The 21,815-nt window shown below is 63.8% G+C and carries 16 protein-coding genes and 1 pseudogene; 9 read left to right on the top strand and 8 right to left on the bottom strand.

What is annotated here, in order from left to right:
* Window positions 1-21: 21 nt before the first annotated feature.
* On the bottom strand, window positions 22-2,166 hold the full coding sequence (locus tag JLK41_RS15130) for a methyl-accepting chemotaxis protein (protein WP_210389279.1): 2,145 nt from the start codon (window positions 2,164-2,166) through the stop codon (window positions 22-24).
* A 200-nt stretch (window positions 2,167-2,366) separates the two neighbouring features.
* On the opposite strand from JLK41_RS15130, the gene JLK41_RS15125 reads away from it, so the two are divergent.
* Both JLK41_RS15125 and JLK41_RS15120 read left to right on the top strand, forming a co-directional pair.
* Window positions 2,367-3,686: a Na+/H+ antiporter family protein gene (locus JLK41_RS15125; RefSeq protein ID WP_047588499.1), complete on the top strand. Its 1,320-nt coding sequence runs from the start codon at window positions 2,367-2,369 to the stop codon at window positions 3,684-3,686.
* A gap of 117 nt (window positions 3,687-3,803) precedes the next feature.
* Entirely contained in the window at window positions 3,804-5,486 is a 1,683-nt protein-coding gene (locus JLK41_RS15120; RefSeq protein ID WP_037048287.1) for a methyl-accepting chemotaxis protein, read from the top strand.
* Between the two features lies 1 nt (window position 5,487).
* Here the strand turns inward: JLK41_RS15120 and JLK41_RS15115 are convergent, their stop codons facing one another.
* The gene (locus JLK41_RS15115) at window positions 5,488-6,390 is read right to left on the bottom strand and encodes a LysR substrate-binding domain-containing protein (protein WP_179554362.1); all 903 of its coding nucleotides are present in this window, start codon (window positions 6,388-6,390) and stop codon (window positions 5,488-5,490) included.
* 116 nt (window positions 6,391-6,506) lie between these two features.
* Here JLK41_RS15115 and JLK41_RS15110 point away from each other — a divergent pair, with 116 nt between their 5' ends.
* Window positions 6,507-7,115 (top strand): FMN-dependent NADH-azoreductase, encoded by a 609-nt coding sequence (locus tag JLK41_RS15110; protein WP_037048282.1) that lies wholly within the window; start codon window positions 6,507-6,509, stop codon window positions 7,113-7,115.
* 59 nt (window positions 7,116-7,174) lie between these two features.
* Here the strand turns inward: JLK41_RS15110 and JLK41_RS15105 are convergent, their stop codons facing one another.
* The 3 genes and pseudogenes from JLK41_RS15105 to JLK41_RS15095 all read right to left on the bottom strand — a co-directional run bounded on the left by JLK41_RS15105 (window position 7,175) and on the right by JLK41_RS15095 (window position 10,225).
* Window positions 7,175-8,761, bottom strand: coding sequence for an ABC-F family ATPase (locus tag JLK41_RS15105; RefSeq protein WP_047584975.1), 1,587 nt, complete (start codon window positions 8,759-8,761; stop codon window positions 7,175-7,177).
* Between the two features lie 20 nt (window positions 8,762-8,781).
* Window positions 8,782-9,550: pseudogene (locus JLK41_RS15100) on the bottom strand (tyrosine-type recombinase/integrase); the annotation flags it as partial.
* A gap of 174 nt (window positions 9,551-9,724) precedes the next feature.
* On the bottom strand, window positions 9,725-10,225 hold the full coding sequence (locus JLK41_RS15095; RefSeq protein WP_210389278.1) for a hypothetical protein: 501 nt from the start codon (window positions 10,223-10,225) through the stop codon (window positions 9,725-9,727).
* A 152-nt stretch (window positions 10,226-10,377) separates the two neighbouring features.
* On the opposite strand from JLK41_RS15095, the gene JLK41_RS15090 reads away from it, so the two are divergent.
* Window positions 10,378-11,498, top strand: a protein-coding gene (locus JLK41_RS15090; RefSeq protein ID WP_210389110.1) for an IS3 family transposase whose coding sequence is annotated in 2 segments (ribosomal slippage) — window positions 10,378-10,636 and window positions 10,636-11,498 — 1,122 coding nt in all. Because the reading frame shifts where the segments join, the coding sequence is not laid out codon by codon here.
* 373 nt (window positions 11,499-11,871) lie between these two features.
* Here JLK41_RS15090 and JLK41_RS15085 read toward each other — a convergent pair.
* Both JLK41_RS15085 and JLK41_RS15080 read right to left on the bottom strand, forming a co-directional pair.
* Window positions 11,872-12,117, bottom strand: a complete 246-nt coding sequence (locus JLK41_RS15085) for a hypothetical protein (protein ID WP_210389277.1) — start codon at window positions 12,115-12,117, stop codon at window positions 11,872-11,874.
* Between the two features lie 4 nt (window positions 12,118-12,121).
* Entirely contained in the window at window positions 12,122-12,799 is a 678-nt protein-coding gene (locus JLK41_RS15080; protein WP_179554353.1) for a hypothetical protein, read from the bottom strand.
* 494 nt (window positions 12,800-13,293) lie between these two features.
* Here JLK41_RS15080 and JLK41_RS15075 point away from each other — a divergent pair, with 494 nt between their 5' ends.
* From JLK41_RS15075 to JLK41_RS15060, 4 genes are all read left to right on the top strand, one after another.
* Window positions 13,294-13,812, top strand: coding sequence for a sigma-70 family RNA polymerase sigma factor (locus JLK41_RS15075; RefSeq protein ID WP_037048278.1), 519 nt, complete (start codon window positions 13,294-13,296; stop codon window positions 13,810-13,812).
* The gene (locus JLK41_RS15070; RefSeq protein WP_210389276.1) at window positions 13,809-14,729 is read left to right on the top strand and encodes a DUF4880 domain-containing protein; all 921 of its coding nucleotides are present in this window, start codon (window positions 13,809-13,811) and stop codon (window positions 14,727-14,729) included. Before JLK41_RS15075 ends, JLK41_RS15070 begins: the two co-directional genes overlap by 4 nt.
* Before the next feature lie 64 nt (window positions 14,730-14,793).
* On the top strand, window positions 14,794-17,163 hold the full coding sequence (locus tag JLK41_RS15065; protein ID WP_244976428.1) for a TonB-dependent siderophore receptor: 2,370 nt from the start codon (window positions 14,794-14,796) through the stop codon (window positions 17,161-17,163).
* A complete protein-coding gene (locus JLK41_RS15060; RefSeq protein ID WP_150605585.1) occupies window positions 17,160-18,005 on the top strand; it encodes an alpha/beta hydrolase in 846 nt (281 codons plus the stop codon). Before JLK41_RS15065 ends, JLK41_RS15060 begins: the two co-directional genes overlap by 4 nt.
* 190 nt (window positions 18,006-18,195) lie before the next feature.
* On the opposite strand, the gene JLK41_RS15055 is transcribed toward JLK41_RS15060, so the two are convergent.
* Window positions 18,196-20,103, bottom strand: a complete 1,908-nt coding sequence (locus tag JLK41_RS15055; protein WP_210389275.1) for a patatin-like phospholipase family protein — start codon at window positions 20,101-20,103, stop codon at window positions 18,196-18,198.
* Between the two features lie 367 nt (window positions 20,104-20,470).
* Between JLK41_RS15055 and JLK41_RS15050 the strand changes: the two genes are divergently transcribed.
* Window positions 20,471-21,598, top strand: coding sequence for a 2-hydroxychromene-2-carboxylate isomerase (locus tag JLK41_RS15050; protein ID WP_210389274.1), 1,128 nt, complete (start codon window positions 20,471-20,473; stop codon window positions 21,596-21,598).
* Window positions 21,599-21,815 lie beyond the last annotated feature (217 nt).

Here is a 21,815-nt window from a genome sequence, read left to right as displayed (position 1 = left end):
CAGTTCAGGGATGATTTGGCGTCATACGCGGAACTGGTCCATCAGGCTCTGCTGGTGGTTGGCCAGGCGGTTGAGGTTCTGGCTCACCTGGGCGGATTCGTCTGCCTGAGCGCTGATGGATTCGGTGACATCGCGGATCGAGGCGACGTTGCGGTTGATCTCCTCGGCCACCGAGCTCTGTTCTTCCGCCGCGCTGGCGATCTGCAGGTTCATGTCGGTGATCAGGCTGACCGCCTGGCTGATGCGTTGCAGCGCCGCCACGGCCTGGCTGACCTGGTCCACGCTCCCTTGCGCCTGGCGGTGGCTACTGTGCATGGTGCTGACCACTTCGCGGGTGCCGCTCTGCAGGCCTTCGATGACCTGGCGGATTTCTTCCACCGAGTCCTGGGTGCGCTTGGCCAGGTTGCGCACTTCATCGGCGACCACCGCGAAGCCGCGTCCGGCCTCGCCAGCCCGCGCGGCTTCGATGGCGGCATTGAGGGCGAGGAGGTTGGTCTGCTCGGCGATGGCGCGAATCACTTCGAGCACCGAACCGATCTGTTCGCTGCTGCTGGCCAGGCCTTCGACCTCCTGCATGGCGACGTTCATTTCATTGGCCAGCAGCTCGATGCTGTTGGTGGTCTGGCCGATGACCTGCAGGCCTTCCTGGCTCGCCTGGTCGGCATTGCGCGCGGCTTCGGCGGCCTGCGCGGCATTGTGGGCAACGTCCTGCGCGGTGGCGCTCATTTCCTGGAAGGCGGTGGCCACCTGGTCGACTTCACGGTACTGCTGCTGCATGCCGGCGCTGGTCTGGCTGGCGATGGCGGCAGACTGGTCCGCCGTGCCGCGGGCATCGATCACGCTGTTCTTCACGTCGGCGATGATGGGCTGCAGCTTGTCGAGAAAACGGTTGAACCAGCCGGCCAGCTCACCCAGCTCGTCCTGCCTGGCGTATTCCAGGCGGCGGGTCAGGTCACCTTCGCCGCTGGCGATGTCCTTGAGCATGGCCGCGACGCCGAGGATCGGGCGGGTCACCCCGCGTGCGGTCAGCCACATCAGCAGCAGGCCGGCGACGACCGCGACCAGGCCGATCAGCAGTGCTGCCAGGCTGTCGCGGGCACGGTTGGCATCGAGTTCGGCGCCGAGCGTGATGGCACGCTCCAGCAGCACCGCCTGGGGTACTTCCAGCAGGACGGTCCAGGGCTTGGCCTCGGGAATCGGCTTGAACGGGCTGAGCTCGCGGAGCATCTCGCCATGCTTCAGTTCCGCATCCTTGCCGTCCTGGATCAGGCCGCGCAACTCGCTGGCATGATCCGGGAATGCGCGCTCGACGGCTTGGCTCAGCAGGCTGCCATCGCGACTGTGGCCCGCGAGCAGGGCGCCGGGGCTGAAGATGCTGACGTGGCCCTGTCCGCCATACAGTTCGGCGTTGGCCTCCTGGCTGATCTGCTGCAGGCTGGCGAGGCTGATGTCGAGGCCCATGACCCCGATGATCTTGCCGTTCAGCTCCAGGGGGAAGGCGATGCTGGTCATCAGCGTCTTCTGGCCGCCGACGTCGTCGTAGTAGGGTTCCAGGACGCAGGCCTGGCGGGTGTCGCGGGGGCAGGTGTACCAGGCGTTGTAGGCCACGCCGTTGTCGCCGGGGGTGGTGTCGCCGAGCAGCTCTTCGGTCATCGCCTCGGACTCCAGTTCACCGACCGTGGCTTGCGACCAGTACAGCGCGAAGCGACCGACCTCGTTGCTGCCGAGTTCGGCCTGGTCGGCGAACAGCTCATCCTTGCCATCCAGCGCGTTGGGTTCGAACACCAGGTACAGCCCGAGCAGGCCCGGGTTGGCTTCGAGGCTGGTGCGCACCTGACGTGTGAGGTCTTCGCGCAGGTCGAACGCATCGAGGAAGCGCTTTTCGGCCTGTTCGCGCAGGAACAGGATCTGCCTGGAGAAACCCTTGCCGTACTGATAGGCGTCCATGAAATAGCGCTGGATGCGGATCGCCTGCAGCTCTCCACGGGCCTTCAGGCGCAGCTTGGCGCTTTCTTCCAGCATCCCGGAGCTGGCTTCGCGTACCAGGTTGGCGCTGCGGCTGGACTGGAACTGCGAAGCACCCACCAGCAAGGTGACGATGGCGAGCAGGCACAGGCCGGCGAGCAGGGTGATCTTCCACTGGATCGAAAGACGACTGAACAGCATGGTGCGTTCCTTTCTACATGGACTAATGCGGTTATCGGTGCCCAAGCAGTTTTCTTGACTACTATTTCACCTGGCCGAAATTATGCACGCATTGCTTGAAATTATGAACGACAACCCATTTTGACAGGATAGTCCGCATACGGCAGAGTACGCGGCTTTTTGCGCCGGCCAGGGCCGGCATACCTGCAGGTATACGTTTTATGAACGCTGTAATCGCCGCTGTCGGCATCATGCTGGTCCTCAGTCTCTGCCGCGTCCATGTGGTCGTGGCGCTGATCGTCGGGGCACTGGCCGGGGGACTTCTGGGTGGCCTGGGAATCGAAGGCACGCTGAATGCCTTCAACCAGGGGCTGGGCGGTGGCGCGACCGTCGCCTTGTCCTATGCCTTGCTCGGCGCCTTTGCCGTGGCGATCGCCAAGTCCGGCCTCGCGCATGCCCTCGCGGATCGGGCCCTGGCGCTGGTCGGCAAGCAGCAGGAGGGCAGTGGCGGTGCGCTCAAGTGGGTGCTGATCGGGCTGCTGCTGGCCGTGGCGATCTCGTCGCAGAACCTGCTGCCGATCCATATCGCGTTCATTCCGCTGCTGGTGCCGCCGCTGCTCTATGTGCTGAGCAAGCTGCAACTCGATCGCCGTCTGATCGCCTGCGTGCTGACCTTCGGCCTGATCACCCCGTACATGTTCCTGCCGGTCGGCTTTGGCGGCATCTTCCTCAATGAGATCCTGCTGGCCAACGTCGCCAAGTCCGGCGTCGACGTCAGTGGCATCAACATCAGTCATGCCATGGCCATACCGGCGCTGGGCATGCTCTTCGGCCTGCTCGTGGCCGTACTGTTCAGCTATCGCGGCAAGCGCGTCTATGACCTGGAGCGGGTCGCGCAGACCGAGCGCGTCGACGTGCAATACAACCCGCTGAGCCTGCTGGTCGCGGGGCTGGCCATCGCGGCGGCGTTCGTCGTGCAGCTGTGGCTGGACTCGATGATCATCGGCGCGCTGGCCGGCTTCGTGATCTTCTCCGTGTCCGGCGTGGTGCGCTGGAAAGAGGCGGATGGGCTGTTCACCGAGGGCATGAAGATGATGGCCATGATCGGCTTCATCATGATTGCCGCAGCAGGGTTCGCCGAAGTGATGAAGACCACGGGCGAGGTCAGGACGCTGGTGGACGGGGCGGCGACGCTGATCGGCCACAACAAGGCGGTCGGCGCGCTGCTGATGCTGCTGGTGGGGTTGCTGGTGACCATGGGCATCGGCTCCTCGTTCTCGACCATCCCGATCATCGCCGCGATCTTCGTGCCGCTGGGCGTGCAGCTGGGGTTCAGCCCGCTGGCCATCGTCAGCATCGTCGGCACGGCGGGGGCGCTGGGGGATGCGGGCTCCCCGGCATCGGACTCGACCCTGGGGCCGACCTCGGGGCTGAACGCCGATGGCCAGCACAATCACATCTGGGACAGCGTGGTGCCCACCTTCCTGCACTACAACCTGCCGTTGCTGGTGTTCGGCTGGGCCGCCGCTATGCTGCTGTAAGGGTCTGCACCTGCGCCGGATTAAGTTCTGCGCGCATCCTGTCGCTTAACTCCTGGGCGGGGCTGCCGATATACCCTTGCCCCCGTCTTGGTGTGCCTTCCCTCAAGGACAATAACAATGCGCCTGACATTGAAAACCAAAGTGATACTGCTTGCGCTGGTTCCGGTCATCCTCTTCGCCCTGGTGCTGAGCGGCACTGCGGCCAAGGTGCTGCAGAGCATGGCGGAGAAAGAGATTGCCCAGACGCGTGAGCGCCTGGTGCAGGAGAAGCGCAGCGAACTCGAACACTACATCCAGATCGCCCTCGGCGCTGTCAAGGGGCTCTACGACGGCGCTGCGCAGGGTGACATGGCCAGCCGCGAGCAGGCCATCGCCGTGCTCTCCAAGATCAAGTACGGCGCCGACGGCTACTTCTTCGGCCACGACTCCAACGTCGTGCGCCTGTTCCGCGGCGACAGCCCGGTGGACGTCGGCAAGAGCCTGGCCGACCGGCGCGACCCGAACGGTGTCTACATCAACCGTGAGCTGGTCAACGTCGCCAAGAACAACAGCTACTTCGTCAATTACTCCTCGCCGCTGCCGGGCAACGAGTCGGTGCTGGTGCCCAAGCTCGCTTACAGCTACTACCTGCCGAAGTGGGACATGGCCCTGGGTACCGCACTCAACCTGGATGGCATCGAGGCGCAGGTTGCCCAAGTGGAAACCGAGATCAAGCGCCGCATCGGCACCATCATCACCAGTATCGTGGTGGTCGCCGCCATCCTGCTGGTGGTCTTCGGGGTGATCGGCGTCTGGCTGGGCAATGCCTTCCTGCGCCCGCTGCAACAGATCAAGGCCAACCTCGATGACATCGCCGCCGGCGAGGGCGACCTGACGCGCCGCCTGCCGATCACCAGCGAAGACGAGCTGGGGCAGCTGGCGGGCTCGTTCAACCGTTTCGTCGAGAAGGTGCATGGCCTGGTCCGACAGATCGTCGAGATGACCGGCCAGCTCACCGAGCTGGTCGGCCAGGTGTCCGAGCAGGCGCAGCGTTCCGAACAGGCCATGTCGCAGCAGCGCCATGAGACCGACCAGGTGGCCACGGCGATCAACGAGATGTCGGCTGCCGCCCATGAAGTGGCGAAGAGCGCGCAGAACGCCGCCGAAGCGGCACAGCAGACGGACCGTGAGGGCCAGGCCGCGAAGACGGTGGTCGACGGCAGCATCCAGCGCATCCACTCGCTGGTCGAGGACATCCGCAGCAGCGGGGTGTCGCTGGACAGCCTGCAGCAGGACGTGCAGTCCATCGTCAGCGTGCTCGACGTCATTCGCTCCATCGCCGAGCAGACCAACCTGCTGGCGCTCAACGCGGCCATCGAGGCGGCACGTGCCGGTGAGGCCGGGCGCGGTTTCGCGGTGGTTGCCGACGAGGTCCGTGCGCTGGCCAGCCGGACCCAGCAGAGCACCCAGGAAATCCAGGGCATGATCGATCGCCTGCAGCAGGGCACCCAGGAGTCGGTGACCTCGATGCGGCGTTCCAGCGATGCCGGCGAACTGACCAGCGAGCAGGCCAACAAGGCTGGCGAATCGCTCGACGCCATCGCTCAGCTGATCGGCACCATCAACGCGATGAACGCGCAGATCGCCAGCGCCGCCGAGGAACAGACGGCCGTGGCCGAGGAGATCAACCGCAGCGTGCACCAGATCGCCGTGGCGGTCGACAGCGTGGCGGATGAAACCGAACGTGGCGCGCAGACCGCTCGCAGCCTGGCGGGCCTCGGTGAGCGCCTGGGCGCGCTGGTGCGTCAGTTCCGCATCTGAATCAGAGCGGTAGGTTCCAGCGATTGATCGCTTCGCTCAGGTGTTCGATCCAGGCGCGAACGGCCGGTGACATGCCGCGCCGGTGCGCATAGGCCAGTTGCACGTGCCCCTGTGGCACGTGCCATTGCGGCAGCAACGCGACCAGTCGGCCTGCGCGCAGTTCCTCGTGGCAGAAGGTCGTCGGCAGCATGGTGACACCCAGCCCGGCCAGCGCCGCTGACTTGCGAATGGGGAAGTCATCGATCGCCAGCCGGGCTTCCAGGGCGATCTCGCTGGCCTCCTGCGTCACCTCATGCACGAAGCGCAGGTGGATGCGTCGGTCGGCGCCAACCGCGCCCAGTGCCGGCAGCTGCTGCAGGTCCCGGGGGTGGTTCAGCTGCAGCCCGGCGATCAGGTCCGGGTGGGCCACGACATGAGCGTGCGCCGGCACCAGGCGCCGGGTGATCAGACCGGGTTCCTCGTCATCGGCCATGCGCACGCGCAGGGCCACGTCCACCGCCTCGTTGAGCAGGTCCACACGGCGATTGGTATGCAGCACTTCCAGCTGCACCTTCGGGTAGCGTGCGAGAAAGCTGTTGGTGGCTTCGGACAGCAGCGTCAGCCCGCTGGGGCTGGAGAAGCGCACCCGGCCACGCGGCTCGCTGGTCAGGTTGGCCACGGTTTCCTCGGCCTGTTCGGCTTCCAGCAACATGGCCTGGCAATGGCGCAGGTAGCGTTCGCCGATATCGGTCAGCGCCAGCTTGCGTGTGCTGCGCTGCAGCAGGCGGGCGCCCAGGCGCTGTTCCAGTTCGGCGATGCGCCGTGACAGGCGCGACTTGGGGATGCCCAGAATGCGTCCGGCAGCGGCAAAGCCACCGGCTTCCACTACCTTGGCGAAGTAGAACAGATCGTTGAGGTCATGCATATCATCGTCCTATGAGTGGGACGAACTATCGCATTTATGCCGCCTTATCGGCTATTGGTTTCATGAGTAGCATCTCTCCCATAGTTTTTGCCCTTGCGTCATTATCGGAGAGCTCCATGAAACTACTGCACCTCGATTCCAGCATCCTGGGTGATGCATCCGCTTCCCGTCAGCTCAGCAAGGCCGTGGTCGAGGCCTGGAGCGTCGCGTCCCCGGGCGTTCAGGTGACCTACCGTGACCTCGCCAGCGATGCCCTGAGCCACTTCTCCGCCGCCAGCCTGGTGGCTGCCGGTACCCCGGCCGAACTGCGCGACGCCGCGCAGCGCCATGAAACCGAGCTGGCCGAGCGCACGCTGGAAGAATTCCTCGCCGCTGACGCCATCGTCATCGGCGCGCCGATGTACAACTTCGCCATCCCCAGCCAGCTGAAGGCCTGGATCGACCGCATCGCGGTGGCCGGCAAGACCTTCAAGTACACCGAGAACGGCGTGGTGGGGCTGGCAGGCGGCAAGACCGTGGTGATCGCATCCAGTGCCGGTGGCGTGCATGCCGGCCTGCCATCTGGCCAGGCGCATGAGGACTACCTGGTGCGCATGCTGAACTTCGTCGGCATCGACGATATCGAGATCGTTCGTGCCGAAGGCCTCGCCTATGGCGACGAGCCGCGTGCCGAAGCCATGAAGGGCGCGGCGCAGCGCATCAGCGAGCTGTTCGCCACCGCCTGAGTCGGCAGCGCCAATGAAAGAGCCCGCTTTCGCGGGCTTTTTCATTTTCCGGGGCAGGCTCAGACGATGATGCCCTGGCTGCGCAGGTAGTCGTCGTAGGTGCCGCTGAAGTCGGTCACGCCGGTCTCTGACAGCTCGATGATGCGGGTGGCCAGGGAACCCACGAACTCGCGGTCATGGCTGACGAACAGCAGGGTGCCCGGGTAGTTCTCCAGCGCCAGGTTGAGCGCTTCGATCGATTCCATGTCGAGGTGGTTGGTCGGTTCGTCCATCACCAGCACGTTGGGCTTCTGGCAGGCCAGCTTGCCGAACAGCATGCGACCCTGTTCACCCCCGGAGAGCACCTTGACCGACTTCTGGATCTCGTCGGAGGAGAACAGCATACGGCCCAGAGCGGCGCGGATGTTCTGCTCGCCGCTGGTCCACTGGCCCATCCAGTCGAACAGGGTTTCGTCGGCTTCGAAGTCGTGCGCGTGGTCCTGCGCGTAGTAGCCGACCTCGGCACTGTCGGTCCACTTCACGGCGCCACTGTCCGGGGTCAGCTCACCGACCAGGGTGCGCAGCAGGGTGGTCTTGCCGATGCCGTTGGGGCCGATGATGGCGACGCGTTCGCCAGCTTCGACCAGCAGGCTGAGGTTGCTGAACAGCTGCTTGTCGTCGAAGCCCTTGCTGACTTTCTCCAGGGTCACGGCCTGGCGGTGCAGCTTCTTGTTCTGGTCGAAGCGAATGAACGGGCTGACGCGGCTGGACGGCTTGACCTCTTCGAGCTGGATCTTGTCGATCTGCTTGGCGCGGCTGGTGGCCTGCTTGGCCTTGGAGGCGTTGGCCGAGAAGCGGCTGACGAAGGTCTGCAGCTCGGCGATCTGTGCCTTCTTCTTGGCGTTGTCGGCCAGCAGACGCTCGCGCGCCTGGGTGGAGGCGGTCATGTACTCGTCGTAGTTGCCCGGGAACAGGCGCAGCTCGCCGTAGTCCAGGTCGGCCATGTGGGTGCAGACCGAGTTGAGGAAGTGACGGTCGTGGGAAATGATGATCATGGTGCTGTTGCGCTGCACCAGGACGTTTTCCAGCCAGCGGATGGTGTTGATGTCCAGGTGGTTGGTCGGTTCGTCGAGCAGCAGCACCTCGGGGTCGGAGAACAGCGCCTGCGCCAGCAGCACGCGCAGCTTCCAGCCCGGTGCCACTTCGCTCATCGGGCCGAAGTGCTGTTCCAGCGGAATGCCCAGGCCGAGCAGCAGCTCGCCGGCACGGGATTCGGCGGTGTAGCCGTCCATCTCGGCGAACTCGCCCTCCAGCTCGGCAACCTTCATCCCGTCTTCTTCGCTCATCTCGGCCAGCGAGTAGATGCGGTCGCGCTCGGCCTTGACCTCCCACAGGCGCTGATGGCCCATGATCACCGTGTCGATGACGGTGAACTGCTCGTAGGCGAACTGGTCCTGGCGCAGCTTGCCGAGGCGCACGTTGGGTTCGAGCATGACCTGGCCGGCACTGGGCTCCAGATCGTCGCCGAGGATCTTCATGAAGGTCGACTTGCCACAGCCGTTGGCGCCGATCAGGCCGTAGCGGTTGCCATTGTTGAACTTGACGGAAACATTCTCGAACAGCGGCTTGGCGCCGAACTGCATGGTGATATTGGCGGTGGAAATCAAAGTGCTTACCTATCAATAACTTAGAGGCGCTGATTCTGGTTCGATACCAATTTGATACCGATTTCGAGCTTATCCAGCTCGTCCCAGTCGGATGAGGAGTTGATCCAGCGCGCGTATGTGGTGAGCAGCATCTGCACGGAGTGGCCGAGCTGCTGGGCAATAAAGGCGGGCTTGAGGCCAGACATCAGGCAGATTGTCGCATAGGTGTGCCGGCAGTTGTACGGCGGACGGTATCGGATGCCCAAGGCCTGCAGCGTTGGGCGCCATTGGAAATGGACGTCGGATGTCTGCTTGAGGTGTACCTGGCCCTTCGACGGCAGCAGCACATGCGGCGTTGACGTGACCCGGCCAATACCCAGCAAGCGCCTGTCGGCGTATGCCTTGGCGAACCACAGTGCTCGCAGCGTACGCTGGTTCAGCAGCACGAACCGGTCACTGCCGGTCTTCGTGCGTTCCTCCAACTTTCCAAGCGCCACGGTGCGACGCACATGCTCCGTTCGGTGCGCCCAGTCCACGTCCTGCCAATGCAACGCCAGGGCTTCGGATATGCGCAGGCCGGTGAAGAACAGGAACTCGAACAGAGCCGTATAGATCAGAATTGGCCAGTGCGCAGTCTGGTACAGCCGGTCAATGATCCGTTCGGCCTCTGCCAACTGGAACGGATCGACCTCTTTTCGCGTGCGCTTCGGCAGCTCCAGCGATTCAGCTGGGTTCTTCTGCAGCAGCTGATCGCATGATCGCCGCTAGCTTCACTATGGCGTTGCGCTTCACTCCGGGCGATGTCCACTCTGTGAATCGATGGCATGGAGATGGTGACCAACCACGACGACAGCGTGACGCTGACACGGGAGCGTCAAAGCGAGCGATCTGGTTGTCGAGGCGGAGGAGGAGTTGGCGCCGGTGGAGGAGGAAGCACCATTCTGAGTGGCCACGTTGGACCGCTGGCGGCATAGCTTGGGCATGTCAGGTGCGCGTCGATGCTGCGCGAGGGCCCTCGAGGATGAGAGCTTGCTGGATGATGTAGATGGCGATGATGGGGGTGAGGATGGCGGCAATTCGCCCGATACTATTTCCGATACCCGTGGCCAGGCCAAGTAGCTGGAGTGCAACAAGTGCAACGGTGATGTGCGCCGCAACGGAAGTACGAAGGGCCGCAGCAATACCAGCGCGACCGTTGACAATAATATTCACAGCGAGCAGCGCCAGAAAAACAAAGTAGGAATTTTGTGCGATGACTCCTTGGAAAATCAGTTCCTTGCTCGGTGGAAAGCTGCTGATCAGGTTGTTGATCAGGCTGTTCCAGCTCAGCTGATACTCGTGGCCCGGAGCCGGAAATATGAATGACCTGATTACGAAGTAGATGAAGCAGAATGCAGTAGCGATCAGGGCAATCTTGATGTGATTCAACTTCTGTTCTTTCGAGTCCGCTAGGAGCCAGTCTACTGCTGCGAGTGTCAGGATCATAATTGGGATCGTCTCGCGCTGAATCACCGAAAGTGCAAGAGCAACGACAACAATCCACAGTTTCTGATTCGAGTAGCCATAGAAGCGACGTCTCCCCCGATTTGAGTAGCGCCAAGCTTTAGAGTCCAATCCCAGTACCCAGGAGATTGGACATGAAGAAGCGCTTCACTGAAGAGCAAATCATTGGCTTCCTGCGCGAAGCCGAGGCCGGACTGCCGATCAAGGAGCTGTGTCGTCGGCACGGCTTTTCAGAGGCCAGCTACTACCTTTGGCGCAGCAAGTTCGGCGGGATGAGCGTGTCGGATGCCAAGCGCCTGAAGGAGTTGGAAAGCGAAAACGCCCGACTGAAGAAAATGCTCGCCGAATCGATGCTGGAAATCGAAGTTACCCGCGAGGCGTTGCGAAAAAAGTGGTGAGCGCACCCTCCCGTCGAGAGCTGGTGCGCCACATGACGGCACGTGGCTTGAGTGAGCGTCGGGCGCTTCAGGTGATCCGCATGAGCGCCAGTGCATTGCGCTACCAGCCGAGACCGGATCGCAACCAGAGCCTACGTGAGCGCATTGTGGCCCTAGCGCATCGGCATCGTCGCTATGGCGCCGCGATGATCTATTTAAAGCTGCGCCAGGCTGGCGAAGTGGTTAACCACAAGCGGGTGGAGCGGCTGTATGCCGAAGCCCGCTTGCAGGTGAAACGACGTAAGCGCAAGAAGATCCCGATTGCGGATCGACAACCGCTGGGACGGCCACGTGCAGCTAACCAGGTCTGGTCGATGGACTTTGTGTTTGACCGCACGGCTGAAGGGCGTGTCATCAAGAGCCTGACTGTAGTGGATGACGCCACCCATGAGGCTGTTGCCATCGTGCCGGAGCGAGCCATAGGCGGGCACTCGTTGACGCGCATTTTGGATCGCCTGGCCATGTCACGCGGGCTGCCCAAAGCCATCCGCACGAACAATGGCAAGGAGTTCTGTGGTCGCGCCATGCTGACCTGGGCTTATCAGCGTGGTGTGAAGTTGTTCCTGATTGAGCCAGGAAAACCCAATCAAAACGCCTACATCGAATCGTTTAATGGACGCTTTCGTGATGAGTGCTTGAACGAGCACTGGTTCACCAGCCTGCCGCACGCCAAGGTAGTGATTGAGTCCTGGCGACGGGAATACAACGAAGAGCGACCGAAGAAAGGACTTGGAGGATTAACCCCATCCGCCTATGCCGAGCAACTGGCCTCAAAAGCCATTACATTGATTCAGGACTCTAACGCCAGCTGCTACTGAAGACGGGGAGACGTCGCATTTTGTAGAGCGCCCTGAGTGCTGCCGTGCTCGCTGCATGAGGCGTATATTGTATTAGCTGGCTGAGCGCTTTTGGTAGGTGGAGCCGTATCTATGGGCGGTTGCAGGGTAGTCATCGAAAAACACCGGCAGCTCGCATGGTTCTGCGCCTACGGGGCTACAAGAAGCTGAAGGGCGGCAAGCAGAAGCTGAACGACCTGTCGAGAAACTTCCACCACCTCCTGACGGTGAGCCTGAGGAACCTGCGGCGTGGCAGGGGCTCGACAACGTCGAACAACCGGGCATTGCGCAGGAGGCTCAAGAGTACGCGCGACTCGAAGACCTCGACTTCGTGTTGGAGGATGGCGAGCGGGTTTCAGCGTCTTTTTTCATCCTGAGAATCAATCCACCACCAGAAACAAAAGAGCAATCCAAAGTAAAACCAGCCAATCCACGAAATAAGGCCAGTGTTAAATTTTGCAATTCCACCGATAAAAAGAATTCCTGCGACCAGCGTGCAAACGGAGAGCATTCTGTTGCGATGGTAATATTTAATAATTATACCGATGACGCAAGCAAGGGCCAGCAAGCCTGCCCCTATCCAACATAATACGACAGCCACAGAACTAGTCCTTGGAATTGGTCTTTGAAGCGGCTACCTTGACACCATCAAGAATAGTAACCCCATCGGCAAAGATTAGAACACGATTGCTGGCCTTGTACCCTGGAACAGTAACCCAGTGATGCAATGCTGAGCCTTTATATTTTTCTAGCAGTAAAGGAATCGTGTTTCCTCGTATGACTGCCGCAATACTTACAGAGGCGCGCGCGACATCACCATAGCTCTCGTCGCCGGTGTAGAACTTGGACGCCGAACGATAGGCCTCGCCGACGAAGTCATCGGCAACGCATTGCACTGCAGGCCCATGGTAGATTTTGCTAACGTTGCACATCGCCCCGAGGTAGGTCGAGGTGCCGTCGACCATCATGTAGTTCCCGGCGATCGCGCCACCTGGTACCCGGCTCAGGGCCCATCCGGCATAGACGCTGGCCTCGCCGAGCAACATGTAGCCGGTCTGCTTGCCCAGTTCAAGCACGCTCTCGCCATAGCCGCGCCAGAACTCCTTATCCTGAACCGCGTCGAGAAATGTTGGGTCCTTGTAAGGTGATGACCCCGGCTGAGGGGCAGGAGGAGTGACTGGCTTATCGCTTTTCTCGGGGGGGGCGACGTGGACCATCGGAAGTATAGGCATCGGGTCATGGTCTGTATGACCTAGCGGCCCAGGCTGACGAAAAGTGGTCATGTTCATTCCTTAACTATTCAGTTTCCCTGCGATCAGCGCTGCAAAAGCGCTGGTGAACCTACCACAATTCAAGGGGGGCAGTTGGACGTAGTGCACAAAGCACTCTTGAGTCTAACTGTAGCGAAATGCTGCTTGCATCGAAGGCTGCTTGGGGTGGTTAGTCTCAAGGGTAAAGCGTGCACTCCTTATCCAAGTCGAGATCTTCCTGCATGGAAACTTCCCCATGCCACCGCATCGAACAACAGTGGCGGGACTTTCATCATGACGGCGATTGCCATGCAGAACAGGAGAATGCCGGCCAGGCCAACCAGTAGTCGCCGGTGGTCTGCCAATGCATGGCCAGGCCGCCCAGGAAGAGTGGGCCGACGATGCCGGCGGCCTCTTTCGCGGGCCTCTTCGGGATGAAAGGTTGTAATAAGAATGATTCGCTATTAATGTTCGCGCGGTCGCCATGTCCTGCATGGTGTTTTCAGCCTGGTGGTTTGGGCCGCGCTATGTCTTCGTCTGAAACCGATTCGATCATTCCTCTCGAGGTGCTGTACGGCACGCATCGCGGCTGGCTGCATGGCTGGTTGCGGCGCTCGGTGGGCTGTTCGCAGCAGGCGGCGGACCTGGTTCAGGACACCTTCCTGCGCCTGCTGGTACGTGGTCAGTCGGTCGATGACCGCGCGCCTCGGGCCTTGCTGGCGCGTATCGCGCGTGGGCTGGTGATCGACCACTGGCGACGGGATGCGCTGGAGCGTGCCTACCTCGACGCCCTGACGCAGTTGCCCGAGGCCAGTCACCCGTCACCGGAGGTGCGCTACGAGGCGCTGCAGTCCCTGGAGCGGATCGCGCAGTTGCTCGATGGCCTGAAGCCGGCCGTGCGCGAGGCCTTTCTGCTGTATCAGCTCGGCGGTCTCAACCATGCGCAGGTGGCTCGGCAACTGGGCGTGTCCAGCCGCACGGTCGAGCGCCATGTGGCCAGCGCGCTGCTGCACTGCTATCGCCTGTACTTCGAGTCGCCCAGATGAGCCGGACAGGGCAGCCACCTGAAGCCGTTGTCCGTTCGGCCATCGAGTGGCAGATGCGTCTGCGCGCCGATCCGGCCAGTGCCGAGCTGCAGCGTCAGTTGCATGACTGGCTGGCGCAGGACGAGCTGCATGACCTGGCCTGGCAACGCCTGCAGCAGATGGCCGGGCTGTTTCGCGTGGCGCCGCTGGCAGATGCCGCGCAGACCATCCCGTTGTTGCAGCGGGCCGAGGCTGACCTGAGCCGCCGGCGCATGCTCAAGCTGCTGGGGCTGACGGCGGGCAGTGCCACGCTGCTGGCAGCTACCACGGCGCCGGCATGGCGTGCGGATTTCGCCACGGCCACCGGTGAAACCCGGCGGCTGAGCCTGGCCGGCGATGTCGAGGTGTTGCTCAACACCGGCAGTGCCCTCGACGTGCATGGCCAGCAACTGCTGCTGCGCGGTGGCGAGGCGCTGGTGGAGGGCGCGCAATGGCAGCTGCGCTGCGCTCACGCGGACTGCCTGGGGCTGCACGCGCGGGTGTCGGTGCGTGAACGCGATGGTCGCAGCGAGATACGGGTCGAGCAGGGCGAGGTGCTGGTGCGTGCGGCAGCCGGCCAGCGGCAGTTGCAGGCGGGCGACGGGCTGGCGGTTTCGGCAACCCGCATGAGCGCGCTGGGCGCGGGGGCACTCGATCCCTTTGCCTGGGCACGGGGGCTGCTGGTGGTGCGCGATATTCGTCTGGCGGACTTTCTCGCCGAGGCCGGACGCTATCGGCGTGGCTGGCTGGGGTGCGATCCCGCGGTGGCCGACTTGCGCCTGTCCGGGGTCTTCCGCCTCGCCGAGCCCGAGCTGATGCTGCGCAACATCACCCATCTGCTGCCGGTCGCGCTGGTCGAGCGAACCCGCTGGTGGGTGCGCGTCGTGCCCGTCGCGTAAAAAAGTTGTCGGACTTTCGCCGCTCATCCGGTTTGGGGTGATCACTCCCTGAATGGATACCCTCATGCGTGCTACCCGCTCTCTGCCATCGCCGTTGCCACCCCGCCGGCTGTCCACTGCCATCTGTATCGCCCTGGCGCTGTGCGGCGGTGCCGCGAGTTCGCCACTGATGGCCGCCGAGCCGGCGCCCCGCATGCAGGCCCCGGATGTGCCGGGTGGCGCGCTGGACCAGGTGCTGAGTCTCTACGCCGAGCGCGCCGGCATCACCTTGTCGTATTCCCCGGAGCGGGTCCGTGGCCTGGTCAGCCCGGGCTCGACGGGGGCGCAGTCGGTCGAGGAGGGCCTGGCGCGGGTGCTCGGCGGCACCGGGCTGGTGGCGGAGAAGACCGCTTCCGGCTACGTGGTGCGGCCGGTCACGGCCGATGACAGCTATCAGCTGCAGCCGGTTACCGTCGAAGCCGCGCCGACGCAGAGCGCGTTTGCGCCGGTGCCGGGCTACTTCGCCAGCCATGCCAGCACGGCCAGCAAGACGGATCGCGCGATCCTGGAAACCGCGCAGAGCATCAGCGTGGTCACGGCCGGGCAGATCGCCGATCGCAAGGTCGACCGTGTCGAGGACGCGGTGGCCTACAGCGCGGGTGTGCGTACCGGCGGGTCCGGGCTCGACCCGCGTTTCGACCAGATCAACATCCGTGGCTTCGACACCACCATGTCCGCCGACTTCCTCGACGGCCTGCGCCAGCCCTACAACGGCTGGCTGTCGATCTACGCCACCGAGGCCTTTGCACTGGAGCGCATCGAGGTGCTCAAGGGCCCGGCCTCGGTGCTGTATGGGCAGATCAGCCCGGGGGGCATGGTCAACCGGGTGAGCAAGCGGCCGAGTCTGGACGCCAGGAATCGGGTGGAAATCCAGGCCGGCAATCATGAGCACCGGCAGGGGCAGTTCGATATCGGCGGCAAGCTGGACGAGGAGGGCGACGTGCTGTTCCGCGCCGTCGGTGTCTATCGCGACGCCGAGTACGACATCGAGCAGCTGAACAATGACGTGCGCCTGCTGGCGCCGTCGCTGAGCTGGCAGATCGATGCCGACACCCGCCTGACCCTGCTGGCCCAGTATCAGGAGCGGGAGACCGCTGCTTCGCCGATGCTCTACCACGATGGCAATCGCCTCACCGATTTCTGGCAGGGCGACGAGTACTTCGACAAGCTCGATCAGCGCCAGTGGACGCTGGGCTACGAGTTCGAGCACATCATCAACGACACCTTCAGCCTGCAGCAGAACCTGCGCTACGGCCAGCTGGATACCACCAACCAGTACCTGCAGCCCAACGGCACGATCAGCAACGGGGTGATGGAGCGCTATGCCGTCGGTGTGTACGAAGAGATGGAGTCGGTCAGCAGCGACACCCGCCTGGTCAGCCGCTTCGCCACCGGCACCTTGCAGCACACCCTGCTCAGCGGCTGGGACTACGCCTGGTTCGACAGCTCGGTGCTGTATGCCTCGGGGCCGGCGCCGTCCATCGACATCAGTGCGCCGGACTATCACCAGCCGGTCAGCCGCCCCGGCAACCCGCTGGCCGATCAGGACAACCTGACCCAGCGCAGCGGTCTGTACCTGCAGGATCAGATCGAACTCCAGCGCTGGCGCCTGTCCGCCGGTGTACGCCGCGACTGGGTGCATGTGCGCAACAGCGACAACCTGAGCGACAGCAACCGCCGCACCAGCGATTCCGCCACCACCTACCAGCTCGGCGCACTGTACCTGTTCGACAACGGCCTGGCGCCCTACGCCAGTTACGCCGAGTCCTTCCTGCCGCAGAGCGGGACCAACGCCAATGGTCCGCTCAAGCCCACCGAGGGCACGCAGTACGAGATCGGCCTCAAATACCAGCCGCCAGGCAGCAGCGCCCTGTTCACCGCCTCGCTCTATCACCTGACCCAGCAGAACGTGTCGACCCGTGACCCGCTCGACCCGCTCAACACGGTGCAGACCGGCGAACAGGTGTCACGCGGTCTGGAGCTGGAGGCGGTCGCCGACCTCAGCGAGCGCCTGCACCTGAACGCCAGCTACAGCTACAACGACCCCGAGGTGACCAGGAGCAATGACGGCAACGAGGGCAAGGAGCCGAAGGACACGCCGCGGCACATGGCCGCGTTGTGGCTGGACTACAACCTGCCGTCGGGTCTCGGTTTTGGCGCCGGCGCCCGCTACACCGGCAGCGTATACGGCAATGACATGAACACGGTGAAGAGCGATGACTACACCCTGTTCGACGCTGGCGTGCACTACGACTTCGCCGGTGAGCTGGATGGCGTGCGCCTGGCCGTCAACGCGCGCAACCTGACCGACAAGCAGTACGTCAACTGTCAGGACGGCTACTGCTACCGTGGCGAGGCGCGCAGCCTGATCACCAGCCTGAGCTACAGCTGGTGAGCGCCCTGAACTGGTTGCGCAGCGCTGTGACGGCGCTGCTGCTGGGTGGTCTGGCCGCCGCCCATGCCGAGCCGGTCAACCTGGACGGTAGCGAGCAATGGCTGATGAAAAGCGCCGAGGGCCGCGATTACCGGATCATGCTCAGCCTGCCGGAGGGCGACGTGCCCTATACCGGCGGCTACCCGGTGATCTACCTGCTCGACGGCAATGCCTACTTCCCGGCGTTGCATGCCGCCAAGCGGGCGCAGGAGCGCTGGCGCAAGGCAATCGTCGTCGCCATTGGCTACCCCAGCGATACGCCGCTGGATTTCGAGCGTCGTGCGTTCGACCTGTCGCCGCCGCAACTGCCCGAGCGCAACGATCCGCCGCAGGGCGGCCAGGACCTGTTTCTCGATTTCATCGAGCAGCGCCTGATGCCGCGGGTCAACCAGCGCTTCAAGGTCGATCGGGATCAGGTCAGCCTGGTCGGGCACTCGTTCGGCGGCATGTTCGCCATCTACACGCTGTTCACCCGGCCACAGCTGTTCCAGCACGTGGTCGCCATCAGCCCCAGCCTGTGGTGGCGTGATCGCTACCTGTTGGCGCATGAGCGTGCGTTCGTCGAGCGTGCGCGAGCAGGCGAGCTGGACCTGACCCACCGCAGCCTGAGCATGTGGGTGGGGGACCGGGAGATGCCGCAGGAGATCCAGGACGTGCGTTCGCTGCAGCTGCGCCTGGAGTCGCTGTCGCAGTACGGCCTGCGCAGCGATTTCCAGCTCGAAGCGGGCGAGGATCACATGTCGATTCCGTTTCGCGTCACCCCTCGCGTGCTGGAGGAACTGATGAGCACGCGGCGCTACTGAACCGCGCCCCAGGCAGCCCGCCGCATGCGCGGGCCGCCCCGGCAGATCATCATCTGCGCTGGTGTCCTAGGCTTTGTACGAAAGTCGTCGAGCGAAGGTCAGGCCAGGCGAAATCGCTGTGCTGTAAATGAGCATTCTGAGAGCGATTTCAACGCAGCATCACCGAGCGCAGGCACTATTCGTACAGAGCCTAGAGACGTGGCCGCAGCTTCAATTCCGGTGTGGGCTTGGGCGCACCGATGGCCGGATGGCTGTCGGGATGCTGCTCGATCATCTGGGCAATGCGGCGCAACTGCTCGAGCATGGCCTGGGCCAGGCCGGCCTGGGTACGGTAGAGGCCGGTGTCCGGGTCCTGCTGCAGGTCGTTGAGGCCCTTGAAGGGGTAGCTGTAGTGCCTGGCATCCGTGCTGAAGAAGCGCTGGTAGTCCTGGGGCGTGTCATGCAGCTCGCGGCAGGCTCGCTCCAGGCTCTGCAGCTGTTCGGCGACGCTGGCCAGTTGCAGGCGCAGGCGGATGATCTGGTGGTTCTCCCAGTTCATCGGCGAGGCCTGTGCACCGGGCTGCCAATGCGCCGGGTTACCGAAGCGCAGCACGAACTGCTGGCCGGCTTCGCGGCCGTAGCGGGTCAGCCGTTCGATACGCTCCCTGGGCATGTTCAGGTTGAGCCCACCTTCGTCCGGGGTCAGCTGGATCAGGCCGATGCGGTCGCGGAAGCCGGGCAGCAGCGACAGGGTCTCGTGGTTCCAGTCCTTGGCGACATTGCTGAGCTGGCCGAGAAAGCCGCGCAGGGCGGGCAGGCCGTGCAGCGGAAAGCGCCGCCAGTAGGCCAGCCGGGCGTCGCCGTTGTTGCGCGGAAAACGCACCCGTTGCGCGTCGGCGCCGTCGGTCGGTCCCAGGTCGAGGCCGAAGGTCGGGCGGCGCGGCAGTGCGGCGTCGAAGAAGTGGATGGGAAAGTTGGAGCTGATGCCGCCATCGGTGAACCAGCAGCGCTCCAGCCGCTTGCCGGGCTTGCGGTAGTCCACGGCATGCAGCGGCACGGCGCTGAGCAGCAGGGGGAAGCTCAGGCTCATGCGCACGGCGACGATCACCGGCAGGTCGTCCGGCACCGGCAGGCGCAGATAGCCGTCGTGCCGCTCGCTGTCGCTCGGGCGCTGGTGTGCGCTCATCCAGTCGACCACGCGCCGGGGGAACAGGCGGGCGAACTCCTCCTCGCGGAAATGGAACTGATTGTTCTCGCGCACCTGGTCGTCATCACGGAACGGCAGGCGGAAGGGGCGCGCCATGCTCAGGCAGGTGGTCATGACCTGCAGATCGATACCCTGCTTGCGCAGGTCGCCGAAGGTCAGCGGCCGCTCGCATTCGATGGCCTCGGCCTGGCCCGCGCAGAATGCCTGCTGACCACTGAGGCGATCGAGGTACTGGGTCAGCCAGGTGGTCAGGGCTTCCCCGGGGGCGCTGTCGTCCGTTGCCGGCATACCGGTACACAGGCCGAAACCATTCGCCGGGATTTCCCGCAGCGCAGGCACGAGCAGGCGCAAGACGAGCGCCAGGGTACTGCCAAGCGCCGCGAACAGCGCGACCCAGAGCCACACCAGCAGGCTGTCGCTGGCGATGGCGCTCCACCACAGCGGCCCTCCGGCGAGCAGGGCACCGAGCAGCGCGGCAAGCTTGTGTCGCGCCAGCATGACCTTCAGGGGCGCGACCACCCGTACCCAGGGGCTCTTGCCTTTGCTGTCGAGGATCGCGATGAAGGTGTCGAACAGCGTGCGCAGGGGCGCGACGGGCCTGAACAGCGCCAGCAGCTTGGTGCCGCGGCCACTGGCCGCAGGGGTGCAGAGGTGTTCGGGAAGTCGCTCGATTTCGGCGAAGCCGGCGGGGTCCTGCTGCAGCTGCCCCTGCTGGTAGCGCTGGCGGCCCAGCTCGGCAGCGGCCGCCGCTGCCGCGGCAATGGCACCGGCACTGGTACCGCCGATGCTGCGCAGACGAAATGCCTTGGCAATCTCGGTAATGGCCAGCGGATAGACGATGCCGCTGGTGATACCGCCCTTCATGATCAGGTCGCATTCCTGGGCGAAGACCGCCTGGCGCGAATCGTTCATCTACTGCTCCTAGTCGTCGTGCCGAACGCAGGCGCAGGCATGATAGCGCGGCTTTGCTGTCCATATGCCAGCAGCTTGGAACAGTACTGATCGGTCACGGCGTGTCCGGGGATTCGAGGCGGCGCTGCGGCGCTGGAAGAGCAGCGGCCATGCCATTCGGGCGCTCGAACCTGCCGGCAAGCCTGGGTACTCGGGTCTGGATACACACATGGCTTGCCAGGTCATTGAGATCGACCGCCGATGCTCATAACGTCTATGCCCATTCCGCACGCTGAACCCGACGCCTGGCCACCAGGACAGCGGCGCTCGGCAGAACAATAATCACGACGCCCGCGGCGCGGATGACGGGTGTCGGCAGGAGTCGCAGTTGAAAGCAGCCATCTCTCGTACCCTGACGCGAACGCTCACCAGCCCGACCCTGCGTGACTGGCGATGGCGCCTGGCCGCCGTGCCAAGGCGATTGCAGGGGCAGGAGCCGGTGGTGCATTACTTCCATCAGGCGGATGACCCTTACAGCCACCTGACCGCCTCGTTGCTGCCGCAGCTTCAACAGCGCTACCGGGTGCGGATCGCCAGTCACCTCGTGCCACCGCCCTCGATGGAAAATGCCCCCGACCTCGCGAGGCTTGGCGAGTGGTCGGCGCGCGATGCGCGGCGGCTGGCAGACCACTTCAAGCTGGCGCCCGTCCGCGAGTTTTCCGCGCCCGATGGCGGCGAGCTGCGCCAACGGCTGGGGCACTACCTGGGCGCGACCTTCTACTTCGAGGGCGAGTGGTACTGGGGGATCGATCGCCTGCATCATCTGGAACGCAGGCTGGCAGACGCAGGCCTGGCCGAGGCCGGCCTTCAGCCCCTCGTTGCACCGCCGGATCTGCTGCTGGAGGACGGCGTGAGCAGCACGCAAGCGCCGGTGCTGCATTTCTTCTGCTCGCTGCGCAGCCCTTACACCTGGATTGCCACGCCCCGCATAAGGCAACTGGCCGAGCACTATGGCGCTGAACTCAGGCTGAGATTCGTGCTGCCGATGGTCATGCGCGGTTTGCCCGTCCCCATCGAAAAGCGGCTCTACATCCTTCGCGACACCAAACGCGAGGCGGAACGCCTGGGGCTGCCGTTCGGGACGATTGCCGACCCGCTCGGGGCGCCAACGGAGCGCGGCCTGGCGCTGCTCCAGCATGCCATCGGGCAGGGCAAAGGGCCCGAGTTCCTGGAGTCGTTCCTGAGAGGCGTATTCGCCGAAGGGATCGACGCCGGCTCGGACCGCGGCCTGGCCCGGATCGCCCAGCGTGCAGGGCTGGACCCGGATGAGCTTGCCGTTGCCCTGGCCGACCCGAGCTGGCGGGCAGTCGCCGAGGCCAACCGGAGCGAGATGCTGGGCGAAGGACTCTGGGGTGTACCTTCGTTTCGCATCGATGACTTGCCAGCCCTGTGGGGGCAGGATCGTATCTGGATGCTGGAGCAGGACCTGATAGGTCAACTGACCCGGCGGGGTTGAGGGCGCGTGTGTCGGGTTTCATCCTCGGGTGAGCGTTCGATCTTGGCTGGAGGCAGCCTGTCGTGGAGGGCGGCTTTCGGCCAACAGCTGTCTGTTGCCACTGGGGGGCGTCCACAGTTGCTCGTTCAGCGTCTACGCGAGAGCGTTTCGTTCTCCATGCCCACGACGAAGTAATTCTATCCTATCTTCACTGGTACGGCGTCCCTGGCGGCGGGCG

This window comes from Ectopseudomonas khazarica (assembly GCF_017915135.1).
Classification (GTDB): Bacteria; Pseudomonadota; Gammaproteobacteria; order Pseudomonadales; family Pseudomonadaceae; genus Aquipseudomonas; species Aquipseudomonas khazarica.
This window is presented reverse-complemented; position numbering and strand designations above follow the sequence as displayed.